This is a genomic window from Pseudonocardia halophobica (assembly GCF_050948485.1).
Lineage (GTDB): Bacteria > Actinomycetota > Actinomycetes > Mycobacteriales > Pseudonocardiaceae > Pseudonocardia > Pseudonocardia halophobica.
In genome coordinates this window covers 2579312-2594313 of sequence record NZ_CP192046.1, presented here as the reverse complement: position 1 = coordinate 2594313, position 15002 = coordinate 2579312, and the positions used below count along the sequence as shown (strand labels likewise).

Below are 15002 nucleotides of genomic sequence, written 5' to 3'. Positions count from 1 at the left end.
GGTCGGCCCTGAGCGGTCGCCCCTGAGCGACCGCCCCTCAGCGTCGTCCCGCTACAGCCAGGCGGGCAGCTCCGGGACCGGGGTGGCCTCGCCCTCGGGCGTGACCGCCCGGATCCGGCGTGAGCGCCCGCGCCCGGACACCCACGCCGCGAGGTCGGCGACGGGAGCCTCGACCGACACGGCGGGCGCCGCGCCCTCGGACGCCGTCGACCACACCTGGTCGCGGTCGCTCGCGACCAGCCGCACCGCGGGCACCCCCGGCCGGGACGCCAGGTTCGCGGCCACGTCGGCGACGAGCTCGCACAGCATCGGCTGCGGGAGGTCCTCGAACGAGGCCCCCACGTCGAGGTCGACGGAGTGGATCCACATCTCCCGCGCCCGCATCCACGCGATCTCGGTCGCCGGCACCTCCCGCCCCTGCCGGTTGCGGATGCTGCGCGACCACGCCTCCTCGGGCATCGCCTTCACGACCTGGGCGAGCTTGTCCGAGGTCGCGACCACGTCCTCGCGGATCGCGGCCGGCTCCCGCTGCGCCCCGCTCGCGATGTCCGCGTCCCGCTGGGTGTCGTCGGCGTAGGCGGGGGTCTCCTCGCCCGTCCGCGCCCAGTGCAGCAGGTTCATCATCGCCTCGGCGTTGCGGGCGACATGGCTGAGCACGTGTGCGCGGGTCCAGCCGGGCAGCCCGGACGGGGCGCGGAACGCCTCGTCGCCCATCCGGTCCATGAGCCCGCGGAGGTGCGCCGCACCGTCGCCGGCCCACGCCAGCGACAGCTCGAGCGTCCGGGTCATTTCGCGAGCCGGCAGACGTTGCGGCACTCGCCGAGGCCCGCGATCGCGGTGACCAGCTCCGCGCCGTCGGTCAGGTACCGCGGGGGCCGGCGCGCGTGGCCCACGCCGCCCGGCGTACCGGTGGCGATGACGTCGCCCGGGTTGAGCGTGAGGATCGCCGACAGGTACACGACCAGGTCGACCGCGCCTAACACCAGCTGGTCGGTGGTCGAGTCCTGCATGACCTCGCCGTCGAGCGTCGAGGAGATCGCCCAGCCGCCCTCGGGCAGCTCGTCCGGCGTGACGAGCACGGGGCCCAGCGGGGTGCTGTGCTCGAACGTCTTGCCCTGCAGGAACTGCTTGGTGCGGTTCTGGTAGTCCCGCACGCTGACGTCGTTGAGGATCGTGTAGCCGGCGATCGCCGCCGCCGCCGCGGCCTCGTCGGCGTGGCGCACCGGCCGGCCGATCACGACGGCCAGCTCGGCCTCGTAGTCGACCTGCTCGGAGACGGTCGGCAGCTCGATCTCGTCGTACGCGCCGACGAGCGCGGGCGCGTACTTCGCGAACACCGTGGGGTACTCGGGCAGCTCGTTGCCCATCTCGAGGACGTGGTCGCGGTAGTTCAGCCCGACGCAGATGATCTTTTCCGGCGCGGGCACCAGCGGGGCGTAGTCGAGCCCCTCGACGGCGTGCGACGGACCGGCCGCGGCCGCCGCGTGCTCGGCCCAGTCCGGGCGGGACAACAGGGCCCGCAGGTCCGCGTCGCCGGTCTCGGTCGCGCCGGTCGCGTCGACCCGGACGGCGCGGGTCCCCGCGGCGGTCCGGATGGTGGCCAGCCTCATCGCGTGCGCTCCACGCTCGATCCTCGCGTCACGGGCATGAGTCTGCGCCACGCCGGGCCGGTTTTCAGCCCCGGGGGTGGGTGCCCGGCGCACCCACCCCCGGACGGCCGAACCGTCCTGTCGATCATGCGGCCGTACGGCCGCGTCCTAGATCGCCCCGGACTCGTCCTGCGAGTCCCCGCCCCGCAGCGGCAGCCCGCCGAAGACGTCCGCCGGCTCCCGCCACGGGTCGCCGCCGCCCGCCTGGATCGCCCGCCAGATGCGCTCGGGAGTGCACGGCAGGTCGACGTGCCTGACCCCGTACGGGCGCAGCGCGTCGACGATCGCGTTCTGCACCGCCGGCGTCGAGCCGATCGTCGCGGACTCGCCGATGCCCTTCGCCCCGAGCACGTTGCGCGGCGTGGGCGTCTCGGTCGTGACGGCCTGGAACGAGAACAGGTCGGCCGCGGTGGGGATGTGGTAGTCCGCCAGCGTCGCGGTGGTCGGGTTGCCCTCCGGGTCGTAGAGGACCTCCTCGTAGAGCGCCTGCGCGATGCCCTGCGCGAGCCCGCCGTGCTGCTGCCCCTCCACGAGCAGCGGGTTGAGCACCCGCCCGCAGTCGTCGACCGCGATGTGTGCCCGCGGCCGGACCCGCCCGGTCAGCGTGTCCACCTCGACGACGGACAGGTGCGCGCCGAAGGGGTAGGTCGCGTCGGACTGCTGCTCGTCGACGCCGGCGAAGATCTCGCCCTCGGCCGCCACCTGCTCCCAGGTGACGGTGGCCGACGGCACGCCGGCGACGCCGAACTCCCCGTCGTCCGTCAGCGTGACGTCGTCGGGGTTCGCCTCGAGCAGCGCCGCGGCCCGCTGGGTGGCCTCCTTGAGCACGTCGTCGGCCGCGACCCGGACCGCGGACCCGCCCATCTGCAGCGAGCGCGAGCCGCCGGTGCCGCCGCCGCGGGGCACGCTGGCGGTGTCGGACTGCTCGTAGGTGATCTTCTCCATCGGGATGCCGAGCCGGTCCGACACGAGCATCGCGAACGACGTCGCGTGCCCCTGCCCGTGCGCCGAGGTCCCCGCCTGCACCGTGGCCGTGCCGTCCGGGTGCACCCGCACCGAGCCGTACTCACTGCCCCCGCCGCCCGCGGTGATCTCCACGTAGACCGACATGCCGATGCCCAGCTGCACCGGGTCGCCGGACTCGCGGCGGGTGACCTGCTCCTCGCGGAGCTTCTCGTAGTCGGCCAGCCGCAGCGCCTCGCGCAGCGGCAGGTCGTAGTCCCCGACGTCGTAGTTCGCGCCGACCGGCGTGGTCAGCGGGAACGCGGCGGGGTCGAGGAAGTTGCGCCGGCGCAGGTCGGCCGGGTCGAGGTCGAGCTCGGCCGCGGCGATGTCGACCAGGCGCTCGAGGTGGGCCGCCGCCTCCGGCCGGCCCGCCCCGCGGAACGCGCCCATCGGCGTGGTGTTGGTCAGCGCGGCGACGGAGTCGTAGCCCACCTTCGGGATGTCGTAGACGCCCGGCGCCATCACGTAGGTCATGTGCAGCGGCAGCGCGCCGCCGAACCCGGCGTAGGCGCCCGCGTCGCCGATGACCCGGCAGCGCAGCCCCGTCATCCGGCCCTCGCGGGTCAATCCGAGCTCGTAGTAGGCGACCTGGCCGCGGCCGTGCGGCATCGAGACGAGGTTCTCCGAGCGCGTCTCGACCCACGCGACCGGGCGGCCCAGCGCCCGCGCGGCGCCCACGGTGGCCGTGTGCTCGGCGATCATCCCGGCCTTGCCGCCGAACCCACCGCCCACGTTGGGCGCGATCACCCGCACCTCGTCGGCCTCCAGCCCGAACAGCCCGGCGAGCTGGGCGCGGAAACCGTGCGGCATCTGGGTGGACACGTGCACGACCAGCGTGTGGTCGGAGTCCGTCGGGTCGACGAGGATCGCGTTGCCCTCGAGCGGCACGACCGCGATGCGCTGGTTGACCATGCGCGCGCGGACCACGACCTCGGCGCCGTCGAGCACCGCTCCGCCCTCGGCCGAGCGGAGCCCGGCGGCAACGTTGGACCCGGCGTCGGGGAACTGCAGCGGGGCGTCGGCGTCGAGCGCCGCCTCGGGGTCGACGACGGCGGGCAGCGGGTCGTAGTCGACCTCGACCAGCTCGGTGGCGTCGACCGCCGCGGTCTTGGTCTCGGCGACGACGAGCGCCACGGCCTCGCCGACGAACCGGACCCGGTCCGTGGCCAGCGGGGGGCGGGGCATGTCGGGGTTGAGCACCATCAGCCCGTGGTGCGCGGGGAGCTCGAGGTCCGCGGCGGTGTAGACGGCCACGACGCCCTCGGCCGCCGCGGCCGCGGAGGTGTCGATCCCGGTGACGAGCGCGTGCGCCAGCGGGGAGCGGACGAACGCGGCGTGCAGCACGTCCGTGCGGCCGGCGACGACGTTGCCGACGTAGGTGGTGGCTCCGGTGATCAGGTCGGGGTCCTCGATCCGCCGCACGGCGGTTCCGAGAATGGAATGAGGCATGTGACTCACATTACGACGTGCGGGTGGAGAAGCGAGCCGAATGTTTGACGCCGGCGGTTCGGGTCGGGGAAGGTCGTCCGTGCCCCCCTCCTACCCGCACCGCGGCCTCCGGTCCTCCGGCGTGCCGTCGGTGTCGCCCGGGGTGGCCGGACCGGACGGGGGCCGGTCCGGCCACCCGACCAACCTCCGGTCGCTCAGGCCGCGTCGAGGGCGGCGCGGGCGCCGCGCAGCGGGGCGCGGACGTTGCGCCGCACCCAGACCGGGTTCGCCGACGCGCGTGCCGACTTCCGGGCCACCTCGGACACGTGCTGCAGCCAGCCCAGGACGGTGAGCACCCGGCCGTCGACGGGGTCGCCGCCCAGCCGCCGCTGCGCCGTGCCCATCCGCTCCCCGACCGCGTCGGGCGGCCACGCCAGCCAGTCGAGCACCAACGGGCCGAGCTCCCGCCCCGCCCCGTGCATCACGGCGAACTGGTGCAGCGCCACGACGTCGAGCACCTGCAGCCCGGCGGGGCGGGCCTCGCACCAGTCGACGATCCCGGTGACCCGGCCTGCGGCGTCGGCGAGCAGGTTGACCGGGCTGAAGTCGCCGTGCACCCAGCCGACGGACGCGCGGCGGCCGCGGAGGGCGGCGTCGAGCCGGGCGGCGAGGGTGCGGGCGTCGGCGTGCAGCGCGCACGGGACGAGCGACCGCACGCGGGACAGCGGCTCGTGCACCCACGCGTCGAGGTCCTCGGGCCCGATCGGGCGGACCTCCCCGGTGTGCCGGTGCAGCTCCCCGATCACCTCTGCGGCGTGGTCGACGAAGCCCGGGCCGCGCACGGGGTCGCGCAGCACCGTGAGCCCGCTCTCCCCCGGCACCAGCGACTCGATCACGCAGTAGCTGCGGCCGATCTCGCCGGCGCCGAGCACCCGCGGCAGCAGCGGGTGCAGGTGCCCGATCCGCGGGTCGGCGTGCAGCCGGTCGAGCACCTCGGTCTGCCAGGCCAGCCCGCGCCGGCTGCGCGGGGTGTCGCACGCCTTGAGCAGCGCGCCCTGCTGGAGGGCACCCTGCTGCCCCGGTCGGAGCGCGCCGCCGTCCGGGCCGACCCGGACGACCACGGACTCCGAGCCGCCGGTGAGGCGCTCGCCGAGGGTCCAGCCCGCACCGCCGGGGACGCCGTGCAGCAGGCTGTCGGCACCGCCGATGCGGCGCAGCAGGCCGGCCGAGCGCAGCGCGTCGACCCGGTGGGCCAGGAACGGCGGCAGCCACCGCGCCGTCACGAGCATGATCACGAGGGCCACCACGGACTGCCCGACCAGCCACGCCAGGCCCGCGCCGACGATGCCGATCACCGGCAGCAGCAGCCACGAGCCGCCGATCACCAGCACGGCGGCCGCGGCCGGCACCGCGAACTGGACGCGGCCGCGGCGGCGGACCCGCGCGGCGCTCACGGTCGCGGAGGTCACCGCGTACGGGACCGCGGCGAGGGCGGTGAGCGCGAGGGCGGCGGTGCCCTCGCGGGCGTAGCCGGCGCCGAACACCGAGAGGATCAGCGGGGCGCCCGCGGCGACCACCAGGGCGCCGGGTAGGACGAGGGTGAGCGAGCGGCGGATCGTCGCGCGGCGGGCGGCCTCGACGGTGTCGGCCGAGGCGGCGTCGGCGGCGGTGTGGGCGACCATCGACTGGTTCATCCCGGACGAGACCACGAACAGCGCCTGGGCGATCTGCCAGACGATGCCGTATGCGCCGTTGGCCTCCGGGCCCAGCCGGCCGAGCACCAGCACGGGCATGCCGAACATCGCCGCCTGCTGGAAGATCGCGCCCGCGTAGTCGGCGCGGACGAAGCCGCCGAGGTCCCGCGCCGTGATCTGCTCGGCGGCGCCGCCCGCGGCCTCGTGCTCGCGGGTGAACCGCGGCAGCGCGCGGGCGAGGAGCCAGACGTTCACGACCAGGACCAGCAGGGCCGTCGCGACCATCCAGGAGACGGCGATCGCGCCGGTCACGGTGGCGACCAGGGCGGCCAGCAGCAACCCGACCTTGAGCAGGGCGAAGACGCCGTTCTCCAGCGGGACGACCGTCGCGCGCCGGATCCCGGTCAGCACGTAGTCCTGCACCGTGAACAGCGCCCAGACCGGCGTCGCGAGCACGAAGAACACCGTGAGCCGGTCCTGGCCCACCGCCGCCACCAGGTCCGGCGCCCACCACCGTGCGCCGGCGGCGAAGGCCAGCCCGGCCAGCGCGGCGATCCCGCCCGCGGCCAGGTACCCGCCGATCACGAGGCGCCGCGCGGCCTGCCCGGCGACCGGGACGAACCGCAACAGCGCGTAGGTCATGTTCAGGTGCGCGACGCTGCCCAGCAGCATCACCGCGGAGAGCGCGGCCTGGTTCAGGCCGACGACGTCGGCGGGAAAAAGCCGGGCGGCGAGGACCCAGTAGACGAGCCCGACCGCCGAGGTGAGGCCGGAGCCGAGGATGAGGGCGAGGCCGTCGCGGTGGGCGGCACTGCCGATCCTCTTGCCGATCCGGCCGCCGATCCTCTTGCTGATCCCGGTCGGGAGGACCCCCGCGCGCAGCGGATGGCGGAGCCGGGCCCGCGTCCGGGTGGGTCGCGGGGGTTCGGGTTTCGGCGGGTCATCTGGCGCCCGTACGCCCCGGCTCTCCACCGGCGGGACGCTAGCAACACGGCCGTACGACGTCCGGGTGGAGTGAGGATGAACGCCACCCGAACGACGTGCGGCGCTCCGTGCGAGACGGGCGGTGTCGCGGGGTCGCTCGACGGAGGGAGTTTCCGGTCACACGGGGACACTTCGGGCAGGACCGGGTCGGGCATCCCGGGCGTGTCGACGAGCGGTGCGTCCGGCGCGGCAGGGCGAGCATCACGCCCGCTGCGTGCCGGTCGCGGCGGGGACCGGAGGTAGCGTCCTCCCATGCCCGAGTTCCACCACACCGACGTGCTCCCGCTCGGGGACGACCAGACGGAGTACCGCGAGCTCGACCTTCCCGCCGGGAAGCTCGTCGAGGCGGCCGGCCGGACGTTCCTCGAGATCGATCCCACCACGATCACCGGCCTGGTCCGCGAGGCCGTCAAGGACATCCAGCACCACCTGCGGCCGAGCCACCTCGCCCAGCTCCGCGCGATCATCGACGACCCGGAGGCCTCCGGCAACGACCGGTTCGTCGCCACCGACCTGCTGCGCAACGCCTGTGTCTCCGCGGGCGGCGTGCTGCCGATGTGCCAGGACACCGGCACCGCGATCGTCGTCGGCAAGAAGACCGAGACGGTCCTGACCGGCGGGGACGACGAGGAGGCGATCTCCCGCGGCGTCTTCCAGGCCTACGACGAGCTCAACCTGCGGTACTCGCAGATGGCGCCGCTGTCGTTCTGGGACGAGAAGAACACCGGGACGAACCTGCCGGCCCAGGTGGAGCTGTACTCGAAGCCGGGGCAGAAGCCGTCCTACGAGTTCCTCGTCATGGCCAAGGGCGGCGGCTCGGCCAACAAGACCTTCCTCTACCAGGAGACGAAGGCGCTGCTGAACCCGAAGCGGCTCGCCGCCTTCCTCGACGAGAAGCTGCGTTCCCTGGGCACCGCGGCCTGCCCGCCGTACCACCTTGCGATCGTCGTGGGCGGCATGTCCGCCGAGTACACGCTCAAGGTCGCGAAGCTGGCCTCCGCGCGCTACCTGGACGGGCTGCCCACCACGGGATCGGAGCTGGGCCACGCGATCCGGGACCCCGAGCTGGAGCAGCAGGTGCTCGAGCTGACCCGCAACTTCGGCATCGGCGCGCAGTTCGGCGGCAAGTACTTCTGCCACGACGTCCGCGTGGTCCGCCTCCCGCGGCATGGCGCCTCGCTGCCGGTCGGCATCGCCGTGTCCTGCTCGGCGGACCGCCAGGCCAAGGCGAAGATCACCGCGAACGGCGTGTACCTCGAGCAGCTCGAGCGCGACCCGGCGAAGTACCTGCCGGACGTGACCGAGGAGCAGCTCGCCGAGTCTGGTGTCGCGGCGGGCGCCGACGAGGTCGTGAAGATCGACCTCACCCGCCCGATGTCCGAGATCCGCGCCACGCTCTCGCAGCTGCCGGTCAAGACCCGCGTCTCGCTCACCGGTCCGCTGGTGGTGGCACGCGACATCGCGCACGCGAAGATCGCCGAGCGGCTCGAGCGCGGCGAGGAGATGCCGCAGTACATGAAGGACCACCCGGTGTACTACGCCGGACCGGCCAAGACGCCCGAGGGTTACGCGTCGGGCTCCTTCGGGCCGACCACCGCGGGCCGGATGGACTCCTACGTCAAGCAGTTCCAGGAGGTCGGCGGATCGCTGGTGATGCTGGCCAAGGGCAACCGCTCGAAGCAGGTCACGGACTCCTGCGCCGCCCACGGCGGGTTCTACCTGGGCTCGATCGGCGGCCCGGCCGCCCGGCTCGCGCAGGACTGCATCCGCAAGGTCGACGTGCTGGAGTACCCGGAGCTCGGTATGGAGGCGGTCTGGAAGATCGAGGTCGAGGACTTCCCCGCCTTCGTCGTGGTCGACGACAAGGGCAACGACTTCTTCGCCGAGACCAGCACCCCGACCCTGCAGGTCACCTTCCGCACCTGACCGACCCGCACCATGGAACCATAATGCGCGAAACTCCCGTCTTCTCGCGCATTATGGTTCCATAACGCGGTCGGTGAGGGCGGAATTGCGCATTATGGTTCCATACTGCGTCAGCCGAGGCGGCGGGGACCGTGGTCGTCCCGCGTCGGGGGCGGGCCCAGGACGACCCGGGCGCCGGTGACGAAGGCGCCCTCGGCCGAGGCGAGCACCGGGTCGAGCGCGAGCGAGCGCAGCTCCGGCAGGGCCTCTGCCATCGCTCCGACCCGCAGCGCCAGGTCCTCGAGCACGGCCAGGTCCGCCGGCTCGGAGCCGCGGTACCCGGTGAGCAGCGGGGCGGCCCGCGGCGCCCGGATCAGCTCCGCCGCGTCCTCGGTCGACAGCGGCACCACCCGGAAGGCCCGGTCGTCGAGCAGCTGGGTGGCCATCCCGGAGATGCCGAAGGACAGCAGCGAGCCGAACGACGGGTCCTCCGCCACCTCCAGCACACACGACGTGCCCTTGGGCGCCATCCGCTGCACGTAGACCTCGTCCTTGCCGGTCACCCGCTCGAGGTCGGCGAACGCCCGCCGGACCGCGGCGGCGGACCCGAGGTCCAGTCGCACCCCGACGAGGTCGGTCCGGTGCCGCCACCGGTCCCCCACCGCCTTGAGCGCGATCGGGTACCCCAGCTCCTCGGCCGCCGCCTCCGCGGCCTGGGACCCGCGGACGCGGCGGAACACCGTGACCGGGATGCCGAAGCAGCCCAGCAGCTCGACGGCCTCGGCGTCCGTCAGCGTGCGCGTCGCGGCGTCCCCGGCGCCGTCGGCACCGTCGGCCGCCCGGTCCGGATCGTTGTGCACGCCGAAGCGCTCGACCACCGCCCGCGCGCGGTCGACGTCGATGCCGTCGGGCTCCACGAACTCCCCGACCGGCATCTCCCGCCAGGCCGCGTACCGGGCCACCCGGGACAGCGCCTGCACCGCGCGCTCCGGGCTGGCGTACGACGGCACGGACCCCGGACCGGGCGTGCCGTCCGGCAGCGGGACGGCGAGCTCGTCCGGCACACCCTCCATCGCGAGGAACACCGCGGCCACCGGCTTGTCCGCGCCGCTGTTCGCGGTCTCGCGCAGCACCCGCGCGTACTCCGCGCCCGGCGTCGCGATCGGCGGGACGAACACCACGACGATCGAGTCCGCCTCGGCCGCGCCGTCGGCCTCCAGCGCCCGGCCCACGGCGGCGGCGAACTCCTCGGGCGACGCGGCCGCGCCGACGTCGACCGGGTCGCCCGCGGTCTCCATGCCCTCGTCCCGCAGCGCGTCCGTGACCAGCACGTTCAGCGCCGTCGAGTTCCCGACGACCGCCACCCGGCGGCCCTTCGGCAGCGGCTGGTAGGCCAGCAGGAGCGCGGTGTCGAACAGCTGGGCGATGGTCTCGACGCGGATCACGCCGGACTGCTCGAACAGCGCCCGCACGCTCGCGTCGTCGATCGGGACGGCGCTCTCCCGCAGCCGCTGGGGCGCGGCGTGCCGGCCGCTCTTCACCGCCACCACCGGCTTGGTGCGGGCGAGCCGGCGCGCGAGCCGCCCGAACTTGCGCGGGTTGCCGAAGGTCTCCAGGTACAGCAGCACGACGTCCGTCGCCGGGTCGGTCTGCCAGAACTGCAGCAGGTCGTTGCCGGAGACGTCGGCCCGGTTACCGGCGGAGACGAACGTCGACAGCCCGAGCCCGCGGGACTTGGCCGTCGCGAGGATCGCGGTGCCCAGCGCGCCGGACTGGCTGAAGAAGCCCACCCGGCCGCGCGGCGGCAGGTCCGGGGCCAGGCTGGCGTTGAGGCGCACCTCGTCGGCCAGGTTGGCCACGCCCAGCGCGTTCGGGCCGATCACCCGCATGCCGTGCGCGCGGGCCTCGGCGACCAGCTTGCGCTCGGCGCTGACGCCGTGCCCGCCGGCGTCGGCGAACCCGGCGCTGACCACCACCAGCGCCTTGACGCCCTTCTCCAGGCAGGAGTCCATGACCTCGTCGATCCCCGCGGCGGGGATGGCGACGACGGCGAGGTCGACCGGGTCGGGGATGTCCGTGACCGAGGCGTAGGCCCGCACGCCGCGCACCGAGCGGGCGTCGGGGTTGACCGGGTAGACGGGCCCGGTGAAGTTGGCGCGCAACAGGTTCGACAGGACGGCGTGGCCGATCTTCGACGGGTCCGTGGACGCGCCGATGACCGCCACGGACGTCGGGTTCAGCACGTTCGCGACGCTGCGGGCCTCGGCGGCCTGCTCGCGCGAGTCCCGCACGGCGAGGGAGCGCTCGGTGGGGTCGATGTCGAACTCGAGGTGCAGCACGCCCTCGGCGAAGGCCCGCCGCACCTGGTACCCGGCCTCGCGGAAGACCCGGACCATGGCGTGGTTCTCCACCAGCACCTCGGCCTCGAACCGGTCGAGGCCGTTCTCCCGGGCCGCCGCCGCGAGGTGTTCGAGCAGGATCGAGCCGAGCCCGCGGCCCTGGTGGTCGTCCCGCACCACGAACGCGACCTCCGCGGAGGCCACCGGTGCATCGGGCTTGTCCGGGTCGCTCAGGCCCTCGTAGCGCCCGACGGCGATGATCTCGTCGCCGAGCAGCGCGATGAAGGCCACCCTCTTGTGGTGGTCGACGGTGACGAACCGCTCGAGGTCGCGCGGGGGGATCCGCGGGTAGGGCCCGAAGTAGCGCAGGTAGCGGGTGCGGTCGGAGAGCAGCTGGTGGAAGGCCAGCAGCGCGTCGGCGTCGGACGGCTGGATCGGGCGCAGGTGCACGATCCGGCCGTCGGAGGCGACGATGTCGGCCTCCCAGTGCCGCGGGTAGGCGGGCCCCGGGGCGGCCTCGCCCGGCGGTACGGGGGCGGTCGTCTCGGGGGCGCCGCCGGCCGGGGGGTCGACGGTCGCGGTGCCGGTACTGCTGCCGGAGCGGGTGTCGGTGGTGGTCTGGTCGGCCCGGTCGGGCGCGCGATCAGGCATGGACTTAGTCCCGGGGGTCGTCGGGGTCGAGGCCGTGCAGGGGGAAGACGGCCCGCCGGGTGTCGACGAGGCCGCCGTCGACCCGGTCCGCCTTGCCGTCGCCCCACGGGGAGTACGAGGGGTCGGCGTCGTCCGTCATGGCGACCGGCAGCGGCATCCGGGTGAGCGAGGTGGCGTGGGCGGTCCAGTCCGCGGGGATGGACGTCGCCGGGTCGAGGTCGCGGTCGAGGACCGTTGCGAGCAGGTGGGTCCACGCCCGCGGGACCACGCGGAACAGCGCGTACCCGCCGCCGCCGAGGACGAGCCACTTCCCGCCGGCCGTGGTCTCCGCCAGCTCGCGCATGGCCTGGTAGGTGGCGCGCTGCCCGTCGACCGACATCTCGAGGTTGGCCAGCGGGTCCTCCGCGTGCGCGTCGGCGCCGCACTCGCTGACCAGGATCTGCGGGCGGAAGTCCTCGAGCAGGGAGGGCACGATCGCGTGGAAGGCGCGGCGCCAGCCGGCGTCGCCCGTGCCGGGCGGCAGCGGGATGTTGACGGCGTACCCCTCGCCCTTGCCCTTGCCCAGCTCCGCGGACCAGCCGGTGCCCGGCCACAGCGTGAGCGGGTGCTGGTGCAGCGAGATGGTCATGACCCGCGGGTCGTCGTAGAACGCGGCCTGGACGCCGTCGCCGTGGTGCACGTCGACGTCGACGTAGGCGATCCGCTCGTAGCCCTGCTCCAGCAGCCAGGCGATGGCCACGGAGCAGTCGTTGTAGACGCAGAACCCGGCCGCCCGGCCCGGCATGGCGTGGTGCAGCCCGCCGGCGATGTTGACCGCGCGGTCGGCGCGGCCCTCGGCGATCTCGCGGGCCGCGAGCAGCGAGCCTCCGCAGATCAGCGAGCTGGCCTCGTGCATGCCGAAGAAGATCGGGTTGTCGTCCGTGCCGAGCCCGTGTCCGACGTCGAACGGCATCTCCGGTGCCGACTTCACGGCCGTGAGGTACCCGGGTTCGTGGACGCGCAGCAGGTCCTGCTCCGTGGCGGGCTCCGGCGCGAGCAGCTCGACGCCGTCGAGCACGCCCAGCTGGCTGGCCAGCCGCATCGTCAGGTCGAGCCGCACCGGATTGAGGGGATGGTCGTCCGAGAGCTGGTAGGTGAGGAACTCCGGCGTCCAGACCACCGAGGTGCGCGGGCTCATGACGCGGACGGTAGGCGAATCGCGCGCGTGCGGCACGTGCGGAAGGTCCCGGGAGCGCTCACAGCTGCCCCGGGTCGCCCGGCTCCTCGCCGGTCGCGACGGGCCGGCGCCGGTCGGAGCTCCAGTCCGACCATGACCCGGCGTAGAGCACCGCGGGCCGCTCGGGCGTGCGCAGGCCGGCGACCTCCAGCGCCAGCACGACCGACGCCGCCGTGACGCCCGACCCGCAGTACGCGCCCACCGGCCCGGGCCCCACGCCCAGCGCGCGGAACCGCTCGGCCAGCTCCTCGGGCGGGAGCCAGTGCCCGTCCGGCCCGACGTGCCCGGCCGACGGCGCGTTGACCGCCCCGGGGATGTGACCGGCCCGCCGGTCGACCGGCTCCTGCTCCCCGCGGTAGCGCACGGCGGCGCGGGCGTCGAGCAGCACGCCGGCACCGGCGATCACCGCCGCCCCGTCCGCGTCGACGACCGGCATGCCGCCGGGTCGCACGACGATCGTGCCGTTCTGCGGGGCCAGCGCCCCGGTGTCCGCGGGCAGGCCGGCGGCCCGCCACGCCGCCCAGCCGCCGTCGAGCACCGCGACCCGGTCCGCCGGCAGCCCCGCCCACCGCAGCAGCCACCAGGCCCGGGCGGCGACCGAACCGTCGCCGTCGTCGTAGGCGACCACGCGGGAGCCGGCGCGCACCCCGCACAGCCGCAGCGCCTTCTCGAGCCGCGCCACCGACGGCAGGGGGTGCCGGCCGCCGATCCCACCGGCCCGCTGCGGGTCGGCCAGCTCGGAGTCCAGGTCGACGAACCCGGCACCCGGGACGTGCCCGGCCAGGTGGTCGGCGCGGCCGTGCGGCCCGCCCAGCCGCCAGCGGACGTCGAGCACCACCGGCCGGTCGGCCCGGTCGAGCACGGCCGCCAGGCCGGCGGGGCTGATCAGCGGGGCGCTCCAGCCCGGTTCCGCAGCGCCGCCCGGCGCGGTGCCGGACCGGCCACGGGTCGTCTCGTCGTTCGGCGGGGACACGCCCACCATCCTGCACGGTCTATCCTCGACGTCGAAGCGTCCGCCGCCATCGGGCGTCGCCGAGCCGCGCTGCACGCGGCGGCACCCGGGGCGGGTGACGGAGGGCGTCGCGCGGAACCGGGCACGGTGCCCGGGGCCGCGGAACGTCCCCCACCATCTCCCACCACGCAGCAGCGTCCACCCACGACCAGCGCGAGCTTGCCGACAACGCTGCGCCGACGCTGCGACCGGCGCCGCTAGACTGGTCAGACGAACGAAGGGGCCGGCCGTGAACGATCTCATCGACACCACCGAGATGTACCTCCGGACCATCTACGAGCTCGAGGAGGAGGGCGTCGTCCCGCTGCGCGCGCGGATCGCCGAACGCCTCGGGCAGAGCGGTCCGACCGTCAGCCAGACGGTCGCGCGCATGGAGCGCGACGGGCTCGTCGTCGTCGCCGGCGACCGGCACCTCGAGCTGACGGACGACGGTCGCTCGCGCGCCGTGGCCGTCATGCGCAAGCACCGCCTCGCCGAACGCCTGCTGATCGACGTCATCGGCCTCGAGTGGGAGCTCGTGCACGCGGAGGCCTGCCGCTGGGAGCACGTGATGAGCGACGCGGTGGAGCGCAAGCTCGTCGCGCTGCTCGACGACCCGCAGGTCTCGCCGTACGGCAACCCGATCCCGGGTCTGGACGAGCTGCGCGCCCCCGAGGCCGCGGAGGGCGCCTCGCGCGCCTCGGCGCCGCCCACCCTCGAGGTCGGGCTGCAGCGGCTCGACGAGTTCGCCCGCCGTGGCGGCGGCCGGGTCGAGGTGCGCCGCATCGCCGAGCACGTGCAGGTGGACGCGGACCTCATGGGCGAGCTGAAGCTGGCCGGGATCGTCCCGGGCGGCGACGTCGAGGTCGGCGGCATCCCGCGCTTCGGCGACCCGGTGCCCGTCACCTCCGGCGGCGAGACGGCCACGGTCGCGCCGCTGATCGCGCACGCGGTCCTCGTCCGCGCCGTCTGAGGCACTGACCGAGGCGCTGACGGAGGGCGCTGCCCGAGCCGCCGCCCGAATCGCGGTTCCCGCAGGTGCGGGCCGCTCTCGGTGGCGCGCACCCACGCCCGTCCCACCACGAGCCCCGGTCCGGCCGCCGGGGCTCGTGGCGTGTCCGGGGTACCCGGGGCGCCCGG

Annotated in this window: 9 protein-coding genes; 2 read left to right on the top strand and 7 right to left on the bottom strand. The window is 74.6% G+C overall.

Annotated elements, in window-relative coordinates; genetic code table 11:
- Positions 1 to 51: 51 nt before the first annotated feature.
- From ACQP04_RS12480 to ACQP04_RS12465, 4 genes are all read right to left on the bottom strand, one after another.
- Positions 52 to 789 (bottom strand): maleylpyruvate isomerase family mycothiol-dependent enzyme, encoded by a 738-nt coding sequence (locus ACQP04_RS12480; RefSeq protein WP_433507206.1) that lies wholly within the window; start codon positions 787 to 789, stop codon positions 52 to 54.
- Positions 786 to 1610: a fumarylacetoacetate hydrolase family protein gene (locus tag ACQP04_RS12475; protein WP_433507205.1), complete on the bottom strand. Its 825-nt coding sequence runs from the start codon at positions 1608 to 1610 to the stop codon at positions 786 to 788. Before ACQP04_RS12475 ends, ACQP04_RS12480 begins: the two co-directional genes overlap by 4 nt.
- Before the next feature lie 147 nt (positions 1611 to 1757).
- Positions 1758 to 4103 (bottom strand): xanthine dehydrogenase family protein molybdopterin-binding subunit, encoded by a 2346-nt coding sequence (locus ACQP04_RS12470; protein ID WP_433507204.1) that lies wholly within the window; start codon positions 4101 to 4103, stop codon positions 1758 to 1760.
- 194 nt (positions 4104 to 4297) lie between these two features.
- A complete protein-coding gene (locus ACQP04_RS12465; RefSeq protein WP_433507203.1) occupies positions 4298 to 6748 on the bottom strand; it encodes a phosphotransferase in 2451 nt (816 codons plus the stop codon).
- A 264-nt stretch (positions 6749 to 7012) separates the two neighbouring features.
- Between ACQP04_RS12465 and ACQP04_RS12460 the strand changes: the two genes are divergently transcribed.
- Entirely contained in the window at positions 7013 to 8686 is a 1674-nt protein-coding gene (locus ACQP04_RS12460) for a fumarate hydratase (protein WP_433507202.1), read from the top strand.
- A gap of 110 nt (positions 8687 to 8796) precedes the next feature.
- On the opposite strand, the gene ACQP04_RS12455 is transcribed toward ACQP04_RS12460, so the two are convergent.
- Genes ACQP04_RS12455 through ACQP04_RS12445 form a run of 3 tightly spaced genes read right to left on the bottom strand, consistent with a single transcriptional unit; the run spans position 8797 to position 13760 of the window.
- Positions 8797 to 11655 (bottom strand): GNAT family N-acetyltransferase, encoded by a 2859-nt coding sequence (locus ACQP04_RS12455; protein WP_433507201.1) that lies wholly within the window; start codon positions 11653 to 11655, stop codon positions 8797 to 8799.
- A gap of 4 nt (positions 11656 to 11659) precedes the next feature.
- The gene (locus ACQP04_RS12450; RefSeq protein ID WP_037040751.1) at positions 11660 to 12832 is read right to left on the bottom strand and encodes an acetoin utilization protein AcuC; all 1173 of its coding nucleotides are present in this window, start codon (positions 12830 to 12832) and stop codon (positions 11660 to 11662) included.
- A gap of 58 nt (positions 12833 to 12890) precedes the next feature.
- On the bottom strand, positions 12891 to 13760 hold the full coding sequence (locus tag ACQP04_RS12445; protein ID WP_433508353.1) for a sulfurtransferase: 870 nt from the start codon (positions 13758 to 13760) through the stop codon (positions 12891 to 12893).
- A gap of 352 nt (positions 13761 to 14112) precedes the next feature.
- Between ACQP04_RS12445 and ACQP04_RS12440 the strand changes: the two genes are divergently transcribed.
- A complete protein-coding gene (locus ACQP04_RS12440; protein WP_037040748.1) occupies positions 14113 to 14835 on the top strand; it encodes a metal-dependent transcriptional regulator in 723 nt (240 codons plus the stop codon).
- The last annotated feature ends 167 nt before the right edge of the window (positions 14836 to 15002 follow it).